Origin of the sequence: Tissierella praeacuta DSM 18095 (genome assembly GCF_900128955.1) — a bacterium.
Classification (GTDB): domain Bacteria; phylum Bacillota; class Clostridia; order Tissierellales; family Tissierellaceae; genus Tissierella; species Tissierella praeacuta.
The window spans coordinates 104,355-122,186 of record NZ_FQTY01000004.1 but is presented as its reverse complement, the minus strand read 5'-3'; the positions used below and the strand labels follow the sequence as shown (position 1 = coordinate 122,186).

The window sequence follows — 17,832 nt, the reverse complement described above, 5'->3', positions numbered from 1 at the left end:
AAGGGGTCAGATGACAGAATAAAAGAGTGAATATTCAGTATAATATAATAAAAGAATTAAAATATAAAAATCTTGCAAAAAATCAAATAAACTTATTGCAATTATTAATAAACCATAGTATAATAAGGCAATGTTCAATATAATGCTAATAATTATTGCAAGAGAACAAAATAAAAACATCATTTAAGGAGGTATATTATGTTACAGATTATGGAAAATATTGTTTCACTTTTAAACAACTGGCTTTATTCTTATATTTTAATAGTTTTATTAATTGGATTAGGATTGTATTTTACATTTAAAAGTAAATTTGTTCAATTTACACTATTAGGTCATAGTATTAAATTGTTAACTGAAGAAACAGAGATAAGGGACGGAAAAAAAGGGATTTCTTCCTTTCAAGCATTTTGTATATCAGCAGCTTCAAGAATAGGAACTGGAAATATTGCTGGTGTTGCCATTGCCATAGCAACGGGTGGACCTGGTGCAGTGTTTTGGATGTGGATTATTGCTTTAATTGGTGCAGGTTCAAGTTTAGTTGAAAGTACTTTGGGTCAAATTTATAAAGTAAAAGATGGGGATACTTTTAGGGGAGGGCCAGCATATTATATTGAGCAAGGCCTGAATAAAAGATGGCTTGGAGTAATTTTTTCAGTATTAATTACAATAACATTTGGATTTGTATTTAATACTGTTCAATCCAATACCATAGCAGGAGCATTTAGTGAAGCTTTTGGTATTAAAGAATTCACTACTGGAATTATTTTAGTGATTATTACTGGATATATAATATTTGGTGGTGTCAAAAGAATAGCTTCAGTATCTGCAACAATAGTACCTATTATGGCCACTCTTTATATAGGTGTTGCTGTATTTATTATGATAAAAAATATAACTTTAGTTCCACATATGTTTAAGTTAATATTTGAAAATGCTTTTGGAATTACGCAAGTAGCAGGAGGTACACTAGGTATAACAATAATGAATGGTGTTAGAAGAGGATTGTTTTCAAATGAAGCAGGGATGGGTAGTGTTCCAAATGCAGCAGCAACAGCAGATACATCACATCCAGTAAAACAAGGATTTATACAAAGCCTTGGAGTCTTTGTAGATACAATTTTGGTATGTAGTGCTACGGCATTTACTATATTGTTATCGGGAGTTCTTGAAAATACATCTGGACTCAAAGGAGTGCAAATTACTCAAGCCGCTGTAGCTTCTCAAGTAGGTTCTTGGGGCAGTACATTTATTGCAATCTGTGTATTCTTATTTGCTTATAGTTCAATAATTGGAAATTATTATTATGGAGAAACAAATATTGAATTCTTAGATACAAATCCATTATTTTTAATGGGTTATAGAATATTAGCTTTGGTCATGGTATTCTTTGGATCAATAGGCAGTTTCTCCTTAGTATGGGATACAGCTGATGTGTTTATGGGTGTTTTAGCCGTTATTAACTTACTGGTAATAGCCAAATTATCCCCTATAACATTTGCAGTATTAAAAGATTATATTGAACAGTTGAAAGAAGGGAAAAATCCTATATTTAAGTCCAAAGATATTCCGCTATTAGGGAAGGTAAATTGGTGGAATGAAGAATAAATATTAGATGATAAAAAGATTTTCTTATGAGAATAGGAAGATCTTTTTTATTTTATACATTGACATTATTCTTAGAAAGGGATACAATGAATTTAACAATAGTAAATATAATTTACCAATAGTAAAAGGAGGAAAAAATATGAAAAAAGAAGTATCAATGATGGTAGGACCAACGGCGGTTCCAGAAAGGGTTTTAAATGCAATGAATAGAAAGTCCATATCCCATAGATCTAAGGAATATTGCGAAATTCATAAAAGAGTAAGGGAAGGATTGAAAAAACTTTTTAAAACAGAGAATGAAGTTTATATATTAACATCATCAGGAACAGGAGCAATGGAGGCAGCTATACAGAACTGTTTTTCCTTTGGAGATGAAGTAGTAGTGCCAGTTTTAGGAACTTTCAGTAGACAATTTGCTAATATGGCAGAAGCATATCAGTTAAAAGTAATTAGAGTAGAATTTGAATTAGGAGAAGCAGCAGATGTTAAAAAGGTAATGGATCATATAACTCCTAATACAAAAGGTGTATTTGTAATTCATAATGAAAGTGCAACAGGAGTAACTAATGATTTAGAAGCATTTGGAAAGGCTTTAAAAGATAGTAGTGTATTGTTAATAACAGACTCTGTAAGTGGTGCAGGTGGACTAGAGATGAGAATGGATGAATGGAATATAGACGTAGTTCTATCTAGTTCTCAAAAGGCACTTATGGTGCCAGCTGGTTTATCATTTATATCTTTAAATGAGAAGGCTTGGAAAGCAGTAGAAAATTCTAATATTCCAAAATTTTATTTTGATTTAAAGAAAGCAAAGGCATTCCAAGAGAAAAATCAAACTCCAAATACTCCAGCAGTATATAATGTATTTGCAGTAGATGAAGCTTTAAAGATGATATTTGAAGAAGGATTAGATAATGTATATAAAAGACATACTGAAAATACAATGAGAATAATAGAAGGAATTAGAGAACTTGGATATAATATATTTCCAAAAGATGAGAAATATGCTTCTAAAACATTAACTGCAGTATATGCTCCAGGAAAAGCTAAGGCAATAGTTCAGGCTTTAGGAGAACAAGGTATTACAGTTAATGGAGGATTAGATCCTATTGCTGACGATATGTTTAGAGTAGGGACTATGGGATATGTATATAAAGAAGATGTGGAAGCATTTCTTGAAGCATTAGCAAATATAAAGTAGAAATAAATTAAAAAAGATACTTTTCTTAATAGTGTTTATTACTAAAAGGAAAAGTATCTTTTTAACATTTAAGAAACTTAATTAATAACAGATAAAATGGTCGCATAAATATTTTTTGCATTAATGGATTAAGACATTGCTTTATTATATTTAACATGGTAAAATATTAATTAACAATAGTAAAAAGAGGAGGAGTTAAATTGAAAAATCGTAAATTAGTAATGATTCCAGGACCTACACCTGTAGTAAGATCAATACAGGATCAAATGGGCAGAGAAACCGTTGCCTTTGGAGATCCTAATTTTATAAAAGATTTTAAAGGGCTTATTGATGACCTTAAAACTCTATGGAAAACAGAAGGAGAGGTTTTCGTTGTTGCAGGGACAGGAACTATGGCAATGGAAATGGGAATAGCCAATACTTTAAAATCAGGAGATAATTTACTTATTGTATCAAATGGATTCTTTGGAGATAGGTTTATTGACCTTGCTGAAAGAAAGGGTATAAACGTAGATGTTATAAGCAGTGAGTGGGGCAAAATTGTACCTGTTAAAGATATTGAAGCTAAATTAAATGAAAAAAAATATAATGCTATTACAGTAACTCATGTAGATACATCAACAGGAGTTTGTGCTCCAATAAAAGAAATCGGTGAAATGCTTAAAAAGTTCCCAGAAGTAATCTATATTGTAGACGGAGTTTGTGCTACTGCAGCTGAGCCAGAATATATAGACGAGATGAATATAGACATTCTTTTAACTGGATCACAAAAAGCTTTTGGAGTGGCTCCAGGTCTTGCTGTAGTATGGGCAAGTCCTAAAGCTATGGAAAGAAGAAAATCTCTTGGAAGAATTCCAGAATATTATATTGATTTTGATAAATGGCTTCCAATTATGAATGATCCTTCAAAATATTTTGCAACTCCAGCAGTAAATATGATATGGGCACTTAAAGAATCAGTAAGGATAATAAAAGAAGAAGGAATAGAAAATAGATATGAAAGACATAGAAAAAATGCCAGGGCAATGCAAAGTGCTCTAGAAGCTATGGGTTTTACAATACTAGCAGATAAAGAATGTAGAGCTGTTACATTATCAAATGCTATTTATCCTGAAGGAATAGATGATGTAGAATTTAGAAAGATATTAGCAGAAGAAGGAGCAGTAGTAGCTGGAGGGTTAGCTGCATATGCAGGAAAGATGTTTAGACTAGGACACATGGGTAACATAGATACTCATGATATGGTAAGTGCTATTGCTGCAATAGAGAGAACATTATATAAAATAGATAAAAAGACTAAGCTTGGAGTTGGAGTAACAACATTATTAAAGGAATTAATGGATTAAAATAAAATTTATATATACCAGATATATTAGTGTTTAATATATCTGGTATATATTTATATAAATAATAATGTGTTAGTGTGTGATCTTTGGGTAGCTTAGTAGTGATGGAAGTAATTTGGATTTTATCTATATTTATACACGTTTAAACTTGGAATTAATAGTTAAAAGATTAATAAATTTATGATGAGAAATAAAATAATTTCTAATTTAATTTCAAATATATAAAAAAGGTCATAAATATTTCATAACAAAAATAATGAAATATTTATGACCTTTTTTATAGAAATTATATTAAAGTAAATTATTATTGTTTTAAGAAGGTGATATGGAATAAAGATTGATATGGTAAAGAATTGTGTTAAATGGTATAATAGTTTACTATAAGTAAATTATTAAATAGAAATATATAAACTATAAACAATGGGAGGGTTTATATGAACAATGAGGCAGATGAAAAACAAAAGAAAATAATAAAGTCGGTTATTAAGACCTTTGATGTTATAGAACATATTGCATTATCCGATAGAGAATTAGGTGTTACTGAAATAAGCGAAGCATTAAACTATGGGGTTAGTGCAACATATCATTTATTAAATACTTTAAAGGAATGTAATATTGTTGAACAAAATGAGACCACTAAAAAGTTTAAATTGAGTTTGAAATTATGGCAAATTGGTATGTTAGCCTATGGACAAAATAATATTTCTTTATTACTTAAACCTTATTTAAGAAAATTAAAGGAGTTAACAGGAGAAACTTCTAATTTAACTATTTTAGATAATAATCAGATAGTTTATATTGCTCAAGAAGAGAGCAGCAGATTATTGAAGATGTTTACCAAAATAGGAGCTTCTGCACCATTACACTGCACTGGTTCTGGTAAGATTTTATTAACATATCAACCTAAAGCAAAGCAGGAACATATATTAAATAGCATTGAATTAACAAAATATACTAATAAGACTATTACAGATAAAGATAAATTAATGGAAGAAATGGATATCATAAAGAAACAAGGATATGGCTTGGATGATGAAGAAAGGGAGTTAGGAGTTAGTTGTATTGGAGCACCTATATTTGGAATAAATAATGAAATTATTGCATGTATTTCTATTTCAGGACCAAAATCAAGATTCACAAAGGAAAATAAAGACAAATGGATAAAGATAATCTTACAGATATCTAAAGAAGCCACAGATTATATTAGAAACTTAAATTAAGTATAAAATAAAAATCTTCTTATTTTAATAAGTTGATTTTTATTTTGATATTACTAATATAATTTGTATATAAGAAAGTATTATTTGGGTATACATTTATCATTAAAATATTATAAAAGGAGTCAAGAAATGGATATTAATAAAACTGGACAATCAACATTAGGAGGAATTAAAGAGATATTTACTAAAATATTTTTTATAATAATTGGGAACTTATTATGTTCTTTGGCGTTTAACGTATTTTTTGTTCCAAGTGGATTATTAAGTGGTGGTGTTGGAGGCATTGCCATAATGACTCAATATCTGACAGGTATAACTACTGGTTTAACTGTATTTTTAATAAATCTTCCTATATTTGTAATAGGTGTTAGAATGTTAGATAAAAAGTTTATTACCTATGCATTTATATCCATGCTTGTCTTTTCATCTTGGCTTACTATAACTAAAGATTTTGCACGATATTTTGTAATAGAAGATATACTTCTAGCATCAATTTTTGGAGCAGTATTAAATGGACTTGGGATGGGATTAATGTTTAGACATGGGACTTGTCAAGGTGGCTTTGATGTTGTAGCTTCTATTTTAAAAAGAAAACTTAATGTAAACATTGGAACGGGATTGATGATGTTTAATACAGTTATAATAACTTTGTCCTCCTTATTGTTTGGATATAAATCCGCAATGTATACTTTAATATCTATGTATATGGGATATCAAATACTAGATAAAGTTCAAACAGGATTTAATATACAAAAAAATGTAGTAATAATATCAGAAAAATCCAAGGAATTATCTATTGCTATTATAGAACAATTACATAGAGGTGTTACTTTTTTAAAGGGGCAAGGTGGATATACTCAAGAAAATAAGGATATTATCTACTGTACTCTTACATCCAGAGAAATTGCTAAATTAAAGGAAATAGTAAACGAAGTAGACCCAAAAGCATTTTTTACAATAACAGATGTGGTAGAAGTCAAAGGTAAGGGTTTTAAGTCTGCAGAAATATAATTGATTTTTGGGATATAAATATAGAAGATTAAGATACTTAATTGAAATATATAATTATTTTAATGGATTTATTTTTCTACAGAAAAGGCTAATAAATTTATATAATATCAAGATTTGACTATTCTATAGACTGGTCAGATTAGTAATAAACTCCCACTACTTTCATAAATAGTGGGAGTTTATTACTTAGGTATTAGAAAAATTAATAAATTTAAAAATAGTTGTTGATTGTCGACAATCATAGTGGTATAATAAATACAAATTAAGAATTATGAGTATAATAATAAATATTAGTTTGTTAAATAAATATACAAAAGAGGGTAAATATTTAATTTAATTAAGATATAGAGTAAGATTAGGAGGACGATTATGCTAGCAAAAAAATATATAAATAATCGTGAGAATTTAAGTGGTATTGTTGCAAATTATATAAAAGAAGCTATTTTAGCAGGGGAATATAAGGGAGGAGACCATATATTAGAAACTGAAGTTGCTACTGTATTAGGTATTAGTAGAGCCCCTGTGAGAGAAGCAATAAGGGAACTTGAAAATGAGGGAATAGTAACTACAATTCCTAGAAAGGGTACTTATGTTACTAAATTTAATACAGAAGATATAAAAGAAGTATTTGATATTAGACTATTGCTTGAAAACAATATAATCAAAATATTAATTTACAATAATAAGCTTACAGAAGATGATTTTATAAATTTAGAAAATATAATAAAAGAAATGATTAATATTGTTGAGTCCGAAGGAGATGAAGTGTCAAAATCTATTCTTTTAAATATGAAGGATATGGAGTTTCATCGTTATCTTTGGGAAAAATCTGGAAGTCAGAGAAGAGTTAAGATATTAGAGGGAATATTTTTTCAATTAAGGATGGCAATGCTTTATGACACTAATGAAACAGGAGATTTACTTGTTACAGCAACAGAACACTATAATATTATTGAAGCTCTTAAAAGTAAAGATATAGATAAATGTAAAAAAGCCTTAAAAGAACATATTATTTCCTATAAAGAGGGTAAATTTAACAATCTTGGTTTTGAATGATGATTTTTTATTATTTTAAATGTCGACAAAAGACAATAGACTCAAATTAAAATAAAGGAGGAGTTTAAATGAGAAAGACATTATACTTTGAAGTTGAGGAGTACAGGAAAAGACTGTTAAATACCAAAAACCGAATGTTAGAAAATGGTATTGAAGTATTGATTATTACTGATCCTGCTAATATGAACTATATTACAGGATTTGATGGATGGTCTTTTTATGTACATCAATGTTTAATAGTAATGATTGATGAAGATGAACCAATATGGGTAGGGAGAGGACAAGATTCAAATGCAGCTAGATTAACAACATGGTTATCAGAAGAAAACATAAGACCATATACAGATGACTATGTACAGTCACTTGTTAAGCATCCTATGGATTTTGTAGCAGATATTATAAAAGAAAAAGGATATCAAAATAAAATCATAGGAACAGAAATGGATACGTATTATTATACTGCTAAATGCCAAGAAAGATTAGTACAAGGACTTCATAATGCAAGGTTTGTAGATGGAACAAACTTGGTAAATTGGGTAAGAATCATAAAATCTGAGTCTGAAATTGAGTATATTAGAAAGGCAGCCAAAATAGCTGAAAAAGCTATGGAAACAGCATATGATTCTATAGATGCTGGAGTTAGACAATGTGACGCTGCTGCAAAGGTTTATCATGCTCAAATTAGCGGTACAGAAGAATATGGTGGTGATTATTCAGCCATAGTACCACTAATGCCAAGTGGAATTAGAACATCAACTCCTCATTTAAGTTGGACAGATGAGCCTTATGGAGATGGAGATACTGTAATACTTGAACTTTCAGGGTGCTATAGAAGATATCATTGTCCTCTTTCAAGAACTTTAATATTAGGAGATGCCCCTCAAAGAGTTAGAGAACTGGCATCTGTTGTAGTGGAAGGACTAACTAATGCTTTAAATTCTATAAAACCTGGTATGACTTGTGAAGAAGCTGAGAGAGTATGGGCAAAAAGCATAGCTAAAAGTGGATTTATAAAAGACTCACGTATTGGATATTCTATGGGGCTTAATTATCCACCAGATTGGGGTGAACATACGGCTAGCTTCAGACCTGGAGATAGAACTATATTACAACCTAATATGACTTTTCATATGATTCCAGGTATTTGGTTAGATGATTGTGGTGTTGATATTAGTGAGTCTTTTAGAGTAACAGAAAGGGGCATAGAGTTATTTACCAATTATCCAAGAAAACTATTAGTTAAGTAAATCTCTGAAAATTTATATGAAGGGTTATAACCCTTCATATAAATTAAACTTAAAAGGAAGAGAGGAAAAGTAATGAACGACTTTTTTAATAAGACTATATCAAAGATTGAGGAAACTGTTTTAAGCTATACAGTAATTATAATGGCTATTATGCTCATTGTAGGAGTATTTATGAGAGCTGTTTTAAATAGTAGTTTAACCTTTACGGAAGAAATAGCCCAAGCACTACTCATAGTAATATCTTTTTTTGGTTTAGAATATTGTGCTAGAAAAGGAAGACATATTACTATGTCAATTGTATTTGATATGGTGAATAATAAATATAAAAAAATATTTATGTATATAATATCTTTATTTTCATCAATAGCTATGACATATTTCTCATATTTAGCATTTAAATATGTTTTATCCGTTAAAGGTTTGGGAAGGGTTACGCCAGCATTACAAATACCTATATATTTAATTTATTCTGTTGTTCCTTTAGGCTTTTTATTAGGAGCTATTGAATATATTAGAACATTAATATTGAATATAAAAAATAGAGATTTATATTTAACCAGTGAAATTAAAGTTGAAATAGATAAAGAGATTCATAGGGACTTAAATAACTTAATAGACGAAATAACTGAAAATCAGGGAAAGGAGGAAGTATAATAATGATTTGGACCTTAATGATTATAATGATAATTTTATTTTTGCTGAACTTTCCAATGTTCATAGCCATGATAATGGCTCCATTAGCAGTGATATTAGTATATTTTCCAAATCTTGATCCCCTTCTTGCTACTCAGCAATTAATAGCAGGAGTATCGCCAATAGTTCTTTTATCAGTTCCAATGTTTATATTTGCAGCAGATATTATGTCTGTAGGTCAGACATCCAATAGATTGTTAGATTTTGTGGATACTTTTGTAGGACATATTCATGGTGGGATGGCAATAACAACTGCAGCAACATGTACATTATTTGGTGCAATTTCAGGTTCTACGCAAGCAACTGTAGTAGCAATAGGTAAACCAATGAGAACTAGATTAATAAATTCAGGATATGAAGATGATGATACTACTGCTTTGATTATAAGCTCTTCTATTATAGCATTGCTAATTCCTCCTAGTATTTCAATGATTATGTATTGTGTTGTAACAGGTGCGTCTGTAGGTGATTTATTTATATCTGGTGTAATTCCTGGACTTACAATGCTACTATTTTTTTCTGTTTATAATTATTATAGAGCCAAGAAAAAGAATATACAAAGAACAGAAAGAGTTACATTTAAGGGAAGGATAGAAGCATTTAAAAAAGCAATTGGTCCATTAGGTTTTCCAGTTATTATATTTGCAGGAATATATTCAGGGGTATTTAGTCCTACTGAAGCAGCAGCTATGGGGGTTTTATATGCATCTATTTTAGAACTTTTCATTTTTAAATCAATAAAATTTAAAGATTTTAAAAATATTGCTTTATCTACAGCAGTAGTAACCACTGCAGTATTTATATTAGTTGCAGCAGGAAGTTTATTTTCTTGGGCTATCTCCTATGCTAGAATACCTCAAATTATAACTCAGGCGGTATTAGGAACAAATCCATCAGCAATAAAGATTCTAGTTACAGTGACTGTATTTTTCTATATTGCAGGGATGTTTGTAGATTCTATAGTAGCCATTGTGATTTTAACACCCATATTTTTTCCACTTGCCATACAAGCAGGAGTTCATCCAATCCACTTAGGGGTTATAATTACCTTGCAAGCAGCTTTGGCTTCTATAAGTCCACCATTTGGATGTAATATATTTACTGCTTGTGCAATATTTGATAAACCATTTCTCAATGTGGTTAGGAGGTTGCCTGCATATTTAATTATGCTAGTGATTATTTCAGCATTAATTATTTTCTTTCCACAACTTTCTTTATTACTTATATCTTAAGATACTGTATTGAAATAATTGAAATAAAGGTGTGTGAAATATGAACGACTTAAAAAAGGAAATTGAATTATTAGAAACTGAACTTATTAGCTTACGAAGGGATTTTCATATGAATCCAGAATTAGGCTACAATGAGTTTAGAACTTCACAGATTGTTTATGAATATTTAAAAGATTTAGGTTTAGAAGTTAAAAAGATTGCAAAAACAGGAGTAGTTGGTCTTTTAAAAGGCAGTAGAGTAGGAAAAACAGTAATGTTAAGAGCGGACTTAGATGCAATAGCTCAAGAAGAAAAAACAGGATTATCTTTTCAATCTTTAAACAAAGGTGTAATGCATGCTTGTGGGCATGATGGGCATATAGCAATGTTGCTTGTAGCAGCAAAGATATTGGTTAGATATAAAGACAATATTAATGGAAATATTAAGTTTGTATTTCAGCCAAATGAGGAAGAAGCAGGAGCATTAGATATGATTAATGAAGGAGTACTGGAAAATCCTCGTCCTGATGCTGCATTTGCCATACATCTTTGGACTCCTATAGAAAGTGGGAAAATTGGAATATCTACTGGAGCTGTAATGGCTGCTTTAGAAGAATTTGAGTTAAATATTATTGGAAAAGCTGGACATACTGGTTCACCTCATACTGCAATAGACCCTATTTTGGCCGCCTCCAATATAATACAAACCTTACAATCCATACAAACAAGGGAAATTGATCCACTGTTACCAATCGCAATTATGATTGGAAAGATTAATGGAGGTAGCGGACGTAATATAATTGCTGAAAATGTAGAGATTGGAGGAACAATAAGATTTTTATTTAATGATGAGGAGAAAGAGAAACAATTATTGTTAAATAAATTTGAAAGGATTATAAAAGGAGTTTGTGATGCTATGGATGTTAAGTATAATTTGAAATTCATACCTAGCAATCCTTCATTATTAAATAATGAAAAGATGATTAACTATGTAAAAAAGGCTTCTATAAAGACATTTACATCAGATAACAATGTTGTTGAATACAGATGTATGGCAGGAGAAGACTTCGCTGAATTTTCTCAAAGAGTTCCAAGTGCATTTTATTTTATAGGCACAGGTAATGTTAAGAAGAATACTAACTATCCCCACCATCACCCAAAATTTGATATTGATGAGGATACTCTTAAATATGGTGTAGAAATGCATGTGAGAACTGCTTTAGATTTCTTAAACAATTAAATTTAAGGAGGATTAACTAATGAAAAGGATAATACCTAGTGTAACATTACTTATTTTAATAGTTATTTTGTCAGTAGGTTGTGGTGGAAATGCAAATAAATCTCCAAGTGATGAAGACCAGACATATAATTGGAGATTTGCACATGAGGAGAACAATGGTAGCATTCAAGATGTATATGTAAAAAAATTCAAAGAAGTTATAGAGAGAAGATCTAATGGAAAAATAAATATTGATATTTATCCAGTAGGACAAATTGGAGATGCAACTCAACAATGTGAACTACTACAAAATGGTGGATTAGAGTTTGCTATAATATCTCCAGGAAATACAGGGACTATTGTACCAGAAAATCAATTATTTTCTTTGCATTTTTTATTTCCAGAAGATATGGAAAAAAATAAAGAAATATTTAAAACAAGTACAGCATTAAATGAAATGCTAACATCTAAGTATTTAGAGAGAAATATTAAAGTGCTATCATATTGGACTGAAGGAACTATGGAATGGACAACTAAAAAACCTGTTAATACTCCTGATAAATGGAAAGGGATAAAAATGAGAACTATGCCATCTCCAATGATTGTAGCTTCATATGAAGCATATGGTGCAAATCCTACACCACTTCCCTATATGGAAGTATATAGCGGACTTCAACTTAATATGATTGAAGGGCAGGAGAATCCTATATCAGCTATAGAGGAAATGAAATTTTATGAGGTTCAAAAATATTTGACTTTAGGAGCCTCTAGCTTATATGTAACTACTACTTCTGTAAATCCCAAATTTTTTGAAGGCTTACCAGAAGATATACAACAAATGATTTTAAATACTATTGAAGAACTAAGGGATTTTTCATTTGATGCACAAGCTGAGTTAAATGGAGGTGCTTTAGATAAGATTAAATCTACAAGTGATATTGAGGTAGTACATTTAACTGAAGAAGAAAGAGCTAAATTTAAGGAAGCAAGCAAGGTAGCTTATAATAAATATATTAATATGGTAGGTAAAGATGGAGAAAATATATTGACTAAACTTATGGAAGAGATATCTGAATTAGAATCTAAATAATTTTAAATAAGGAGGAAGTTAAATATGAATTTTCAAAAGATATATATTAATGGAGAGTGGGTAGAAAGCGAAGGTGGACAATTTATAGATGTGGAAAATCCTTCAGATAAATCAATAATAGCAAAAGTACCAAGAGCTAATAAAGAGGATGTTAATAAGGCTGTAAGTTCAGCAAGACAGGCCTTTGAGACTTGGCAATTCAGTACAGTTGAAGAAAGAATAAACCTTATGGAAAAAGTTGTACAGGGGATGAATGAAAATATAGAATATATGTCAGAAACAGTAGTAAAAGAGCTTGGATGTGGTTATAAATTTTCTAAGGAAACTCATATAGAAGCTTACGTAAGAGAGGCTGAAAACTATATAAAGATTGCTAAAAGATATGAATTTGAAAGAAAGTTAGAGAAATCTATTATAAGAAGAGAACCAGTAGGAGTAATAGGGTGTTTAACTCCTTGGAACTTTCCATTAGAACAAATAGTAAAAAAAGTTATTCCAGCTCTATTAGCAGGAAACTGTGTTGTTCTTAAACCAAGTCAAACAACTCCCTTAACTGCATATATATTAACAGATATAATAGACAAAGCAGGATTTCCTAAAGGAGTATTTAATTTGGTATCAGGTAGAGGTGGAGAGGTTGGTAATGCTTTAGCATCCCATAAAGGGGTGGACATGATATCTTTTACAGGTTCTACAGACGGAGGAAGAGAGGTTTCTAGATTAGCAGCAGAGGGCATAAAAAAGGTTGTATTAGAATTAGGAGGGAAATCAGCAGCAATAGTTCTTAAGGGTGGAGATTATAAATTAGCAGTAAAATCTACATTAGACACTGTATATCTAAATACGGGACAAACATGTAATGCGTTTACAAGACTTTTAGTTCCAGAAGATGATTTGAGTGAAATTGAAGAAATGATAATAGAAGAAACTAAAAATTATAAATTTGGGAATCCTTCCGATAGAACAGTTGATGTTGGACCATTAGCATCTGAAAAACAGTTTAATAAAGTTAAAAAATATATTGAAATAGGATTAGAAGAAGGGGCAAGAAAATTGATAGGAGAAATTCCTGAGAATTGCCATGAAGGATATTATATGGGACCTACTGTATTTACAAATGTGTCTAATGATATGGTTATAGCACAGGAGGAAGTGTTTGGGCCTGTTTTATGTGTAATACCATATCGTACAGAAGAAGAAGCCATAGAGATAGCTAATGATAGTATTTATGGATTAGCAGGAGCTGTATTTGGACCAGTAGACAAAGCAAATAAAGTTGCAAGAAAAATAAGGACAGGATCTATATATGTTAATGAAGGGGAATGGGATTTAAATGCTCCATTTGGAGGATATAAATATTCAGGTATAGGAAGAGAAGGTGGTATAGAAGGGTTTGAAGAGTTTCTTGAAATAAAAACTATATACTGCTAAAATGATTAAACTTTAAAAAGATATAGATAATATTAAATTAATTTTATATTTGGGATTTTTTTGAGTATAAATTATAAGGAGGACAAGAATGTTTAATACTACTAGAGATATAGACAATTTACTAAAAAAACATTTAAATTATAGAGAAGGTTGCTTGAATCTCATAGCTTCAGAAAATTATTCAAGTGAAAAAGTTCGTAATTATTTAAGTTGTGACTTTGGTAATAGATATGGCTGTTATTCAGGTATAAGTCCTGAGGAAAGGGAATATACGGGGAATAAATACATCCATGAGTTTGAAATGGCTACTCAGGAGCTTATAAAAGATATATATAATGCAAAATATGCAGATTTAAGACCTATAGGCGGACATATGGCAGGAATGTCTGTAGTTCTTGCATTATTAGAGCCAGGAGATTTAGTTATTGAAGTAAGTTTAAGTGATTGGGGACATGGATTAGTTGGACCCATGTGTCAAGTTAGACAATTTGATGAAACTATTAATGTAGAATATATGCCCTTTGATGAAAATAGAGCTGTTGACGTTGAAAAGCTAATTGAACAAGCTAGAGAAAAAAAGCCTAAGTTAATAATATTTGGTGGTTCAGGTACTTTGTTTCCAGAACCTATAAAAGAATTAAGAAAAATTGCAGATGAGCAAGGCTTCTATATAGCATATGATGCTGCTCATGTAACTGGATTAATAGCTTCTGGTATGTTTCCTAATCCACTTGAACAAGGTGCAGATATTATGTTTGGGAGTACACATAAGTCTTTTCCAGGGCCACAAGGAGGATTTGTAGTTTCAAATAATGAAGAGTTAATATTAAAGATAGGCAATACATTGTCACCATCATTGGTTACAAGTCATCATTTAAATAGATTGCCGGCTTTAGCAGCATCCATATTAGAAATGAAAGAATTTGGACAAGAATATGGAAAACAAATAGTTAAAAATTCCAAGGCTTTAGCACAAGCTTTAGATGATAGAGGGTTTAATGTATTAGGTAAGAAAAGGGGATATACTGAATCACATCTGTTACTGGTGGATATTGGTGAGTATATAGATTTTGCCCCTGCAAAGTATTTAGAAAAAGCAAAAATATTATGTTCAGATGATTTTTCAGGAAATAGCCCAGAAATACGAATAGGTACATCTGAAGTGACAAGAAGAGGAATGAAGGAAGAACATATGGAAATTATAGCAGAGTTTTTCAAAAGAGTAATTATTGATAGAGAAGAAATTGAAAAGGTGTCTAGAGAGATTGAAGAATTTAATAGACAGTTTTTAGGAATAGAATATTCTTTCTAATATTAGTATAATCTAATAAAACTTTTACAAAAGAAACTGGGATAAATTTAAAATATTTTGGGATGTTTTAATAAAATTAATGATGAATGGCTGTAGTATATATTAAAGAATGTAAAACTAAATATAGTTATATATTGAAACTTCTTATCAATAGATAAGGAGTTTTTTTATGGAGATTTTATTTATAAATAGGGAAAGATAAAAGAAAATTATATATATATATATTAATAGATGAGTAAAGTAAAGAATTAAATTTAGAATATGTTTTAATTATATAAATAAAGAAGTGAAGTTGCTATTGCTTTAATATAAATAATAATTAAGTAATAGTTTTATAATTAACTTTAATGTCTCTTAAGTATAGACAAATCAATTAATAACAAATAGAATATAATCAACTGATAAAACTAAATTTAATATTGGGGTGATTTTATGGACTACAAAGAAAAATATAATTATTGGTTAGAAAAGGATTACTTTGATGAAGAAACTAAGCTAGAACTTAAAGGAATTATTGATGATAAAGAAATAGAAGATAGATTTCATACAGATTTAACCTTTGGAACAGCTGGGTTAAGGGGGAAAATAGGGGCTGGAACTAATAGGATGAATAAATATACTGTTTCCCTAGCTAGCCAAGGTTTAGCTCAAACCATAGTAAATAAAGGTAAAGGAGCTATGGACAGGGGAGTGGCTATTGCCTATGATGTTAGGCATTATTCAGATAAATTTGCTGAAATAGCTGCTAGGGTCTTGGCTGCTAATGGGGTAAAAGTATATCTTTTTGAAGGAATTAGACCAACGCCTGTCTTATCATATGCTGTCAGAAAATTGAATACTATATCAGGAATAGTAATTACAGCTAGTCATAATCCAAAGGATTACAATGGATATAAGGTATATTGGGAAGAAGGATCTCAAATATTAGATGATATTGCTGGAGAAATAGTAGATGAAATAAATAAAATAAAGGATTTTTCTGAAATAGATCTTATAGATTTAGATAAAGCAATTCAAGATGGACTTATTGAATATATAGGAAAAGAGGTAGATGATTCCTATGAGAAAGAACTACTTGAGTTAAAGCTAAATGATGATATTGATAAAGACATAAAGATAATATATACACCATTAAATGGAACGGGTAATATTCCTGTAAGAAGAATATTGAAGAAAAGAGGATTTACCAATATAATTGTAGTACCAGAGCAGGAAAATCCAGATCCAAACTTTACTACTGTTGGATATCCAAATCCAGAAGATGTAAAAGCTTTTGATTATGCAAAGGAATTGGGTAAAAAGGAAGATGCTGATATTATAATAGCTACTGACCCAGATTGTGATAGGGTGGCTATGATGGTAAAAGATAGATATGGAGAGTTTCAGCCTATTAACGGAAATCAAACAGGTGCTTTATTAGTTAATTATATATTGTCACAAAGACATAAAAAAGGGGATATCCCTCCTAATGGAGCAATAGTTAAATCCATTGTTACAGGAGATTTAAGTAAGGCAATAGCTAAAAAATACAATGTAGAAACTATTGAAACATTAACAGGATTTAAAAACATATGTGGTAAAGCAAATGAGTTTGATAAGACAGGTGAATATACTTTTATCTTTGGATATGAAGAGAGTATTGGCTATGTTTATGGCACCATGGTTAGAGATAAGGATGGAGTAAATACTTCTATGTTAATTGCAGAAATGGCTGGATATTATAAGAAGAAAGGTAAATCAATATTAGATGTATTAGAAGATATTTATCATGAGCATGGATATTATGAAGATAGGTTAATGTCTATAGTGTTAGAAGGATTAGAAGGCAGCAAAAGAATAAGTAGAATAATGGAACAATTTAGAAGAAGTCCTATTATGGAATTTGGAGATATGAAGGTTATTAAAATAATAGATTATCTATTAGATGAAACTGGTAATCCTAAATCCAATGTTTTAAAATATTATTTAGATGATGGGTCTTGGTATGCCATAAGACCATCCGGGACAGAACCTAAGATAAAATTATATATTTATTCTAAAGATAAAAGCAGTGAGATTTCAAAGAGAAAAACAGAAATAATAGAAGGAAATGTAATAAATGTAATGAATTCAATTGAATAATTACAATAAATAGATATCATTTATGGTATTAGTTGCCATAAATGATATTTTTATGTATAAAATGTGATT

Annotated in this window: 14 protein-coding genes; all 14 read left to right on the top strand. The window is 30.1% G+C overall.

Annotated features, from left to right (window positions below; all coding sequences use genetic code 11):
* Positions 1-198 precede the first annotated feature (198 nt).
* The 14 genes from BUB33_RS06530 to BUB33_RS06465 all read left to right on the top strand — a co-directional run bounded on the left by BUB33_RS06530 (position 199) and on the right by BUB33_RS06465 (position 17,763).
* Complete coding sequence (locus tag BUB33_RS06530) at positions 199-1,605, top strand: alanine/glycine:cation symporter family protein (RefSeq protein ID WP_072974547.1); 1,407 nt, start codon at positions 199-201, stop codon at positions 1,603-1,605.
* Positions 1,606-1,744: 139 nt separating this feature from the next.
* The gene (locus tag BUB33_RS06525; protein WP_072974545.1) at positions 1,745-2,806 is read left to right on the top strand and encodes a pyridoxal-phosphate-dependent aminotransferase family protein; all 1,062 of its coding nucleotides are present in this window, start codon (positions 1,745-1,747) and stop codon (positions 2,804-2,806) included.
* A gap of 200 nt (positions 2,807-3,006) precedes the next feature.
* Complete coding sequence (locus tag BUB33_RS06520; RefSeq protein WP_115322188.1) at positions 3,007-4,152, top strand: pyridoxal-phosphate-dependent aminotransferase family protein; 1,146 nt, start codon at positions 3,007-3,009, stop codon at positions 4,150-4,152.
* 434 nt (positions 4,153-4,586) lie between these two features.
* Positions 4,587-5,372, top strand: a complete 786-nt coding sequence (locus BUB33_RS06515) for an IclR family transcriptional regulator (RefSeq protein WP_072974543.1) — start codon at positions 4,587-4,589, stop codon at positions 5,370-5,372.
* 129 nt (positions 5,373-5,501) lie between these two features.
* Positions 5,502-6,383, top strand: coding sequence for a YitT family protein (locus BUB33_RS06510; RefSeq protein WP_072974541.1), 882 nt, complete (start codon positions 5,502-5,504; stop codon positions 6,381-6,383).
* Positions 6,384-6,752: 369 nt separating this feature from the next.
* On the top strand, positions 6,753-7,439 hold the full coding sequence (locus BUB33_RS06505; RefSeq protein WP_072974539.1) for a GntR family transcriptional regulator: 687 nt from the start codon (positions 6,753-6,755) through the stop codon (positions 7,437-7,439).
* Between the two features lie 68 nt (positions 7,440-7,507).
* Complete coding sequence (locus BUB33_RS06500) at positions 7,508-8,686, top strand: M24 family metallopeptidase (RefSeq protein WP_072974534.1); 1,179 nt, start codon at positions 7,508-7,510, stop codon at positions 8,684-8,686.
* A gap of 72 nt (positions 8,687-8,758) precedes the next feature.
* On the top strand, positions 8,759-9,340 hold the full coding sequence (locus BUB33_RS06495) for a TRAP transporter small permease (protein ID WP_072974532.1): 582 nt from the start codon (positions 8,759-8,761) through the stop codon (positions 9,338-9,340).
* Positions 9,341-9,342: 2 nt separating this feature from the next.
* The gene (locus BUB33_RS06490) at positions 9,343-10,611 is read left to right on the top strand and encodes a TRAP transporter large permease (RefSeq protein ID WP_072974530.1); all 1,269 of its coding nucleotides are present in this window, start codon (positions 9,343-9,345) and stop codon (positions 10,609-10,611) included.
* Positions 10,612-10,651: 40 nt separating this feature from the next.
* The gene (locus BUB33_RS06485) at positions 10,652-11,830 is read left to right on the top strand and encodes a M20 metallopeptidase family protein (RefSeq protein WP_072974528.1); all 1,179 of its coding nucleotides are present in this window, start codon (positions 10,652-10,654) and stop codon (positions 11,828-11,830) included.
* A 19-nt stretch (positions 11,831-11,849) separates the two neighbouring features.
* A complete protein-coding gene (locus tag BUB33_RS06480) occupies positions 11,850-12,899 on the top strand; it encodes a TRAP transporter substrate-binding protein (protein ID WP_072974526.1) in 1,050 nt (349 codons plus the stop codon).
* A gap of 24 nt (positions 12,900-12,923) precedes the next feature.
* Positions 12,924-14,330: an aldehyde dehydrogenase family protein gene (locus BUB33_RS06475; protein WP_072974524.1), complete on the top strand. Its 1,407-nt coding sequence runs from the start codon at positions 12,924-12,926 to the stop codon at positions 14,328-14,330.
* A gap of 88 nt (positions 14,331-14,418) precedes the next feature.
* Positions 14,419-15,642: a serine hydroxymethyltransferase gene (locus BUB33_RS06470; RefSeq protein ID WP_072974522.1), complete on the top strand. Its 1,224-nt coding sequence runs from the start codon at positions 14,419-14,421 to the stop codon at positions 15,640-15,642.
* Between the two features lie 432 nt (positions 15,643-16,074).
* Positions 16,075-17,763 (top strand): phospho-sugar mutase, encoded by a 1,689-nt coding sequence (locus tag BUB33_RS06465; RefSeq protein ID WP_072974520.1) that lies wholly within the window; start codon positions 16,075-16,077, stop codon positions 17,761-17,763.
* The last annotated feature ends 69 nt before the right edge of the window (positions 17,764-17,832 follow it).

Excerpts from the sequence above, each read along its gene's own strand:
- BUB33_RS06510 (WP_072974541.1), top strand. The coding sequence starts at position 5,502 with ATGGATATTAATAAAACTGGACAATCAACATTAGGAGGAATTAAAGAG.
- BUB33_RS06525 (WP_072974545.1), top strand. The coding sequence starts at position 1,745 with ATGAAAAAAGAAGTATCAATGATGGTAGGACCAACGGCGGTTCCAGAA.
- BUB33_RS06505 (WP_072974539.1), top strand. The coding sequence starts at position 6,753 with ATGCTAGCAAAAAAATATATAAATAATCGTGAGAATTTAAGTGGTATT.
- BUB33_RS06480 (WP_072974526.1), top strand. The coding sequence starts at position 11,850 with ATGAAAAGGATAATACCTAGTGTAACATTACTTATTTTAATAGTTATT.
- BUB33_RS06490 (WP_072974530.1), top strand. The coding sequence starts at position 9,343 with ATGATTTGGACCTTAATGATTATAATGATAATTTTATTTTTGCTGAAC.
- BUB33_RS06485 (WP_072974528.1), top strand. The coding sequence starts at position 10,652 with ATGAACGACTTAAAAAAGGAAATTGAATTATTAGAAACTGAACTTATT.
- BUB33_RS06530 (WP_072974547.1), top strand. The coding sequence starts at position 199 with ATGTTACAGATTATGGAAAATATTGTTTCACTTTTAAACAACTGGCTT.
- BUB33_RS06515 (WP_072974543.1), top strand. The coding sequence starts at position 4,587 with ATGAACAATGAGGCAGATGAAAAACAAAAGAAAATAATAAAGTCGGTT.
- BUB33_RS06495 (WP_072974532.1), top strand. The coding sequence starts at position 8,759 with ATGAACGACTTTTTTAATAAGACTATATCAAAGATTGAGGAAACTGTT.
- BUB33_RS06470 (WP_072974522.1), top strand. The coding sequence starts at position 14,419 with ATGTTTAATACTACTAGAGATATAGACAATTTACTAAAAAAACATTTA.
- BUB33_RS06500 (WP_072974534.1), top strand. The coding sequence starts at position 7,508 with ATGAGAAAGACATTATACTTTGAAGTTGAGGAGTACAGGAAAAGACTG.
- BUB33_RS06475 (WP_072974524.1), top strand. The coding sequence starts at position 12,924 with ATGAATTTTCAAAAGATATATATTAATGGAGAGTGGGTAGAAAGCGAA.
- BUB33_RS06465 (WP_072974520.1), top strand. The coding sequence starts at position 16,075 with ATGGACTACAAAGAAAAATATAATTATTGGTTAGAAAAGGATTACTTT.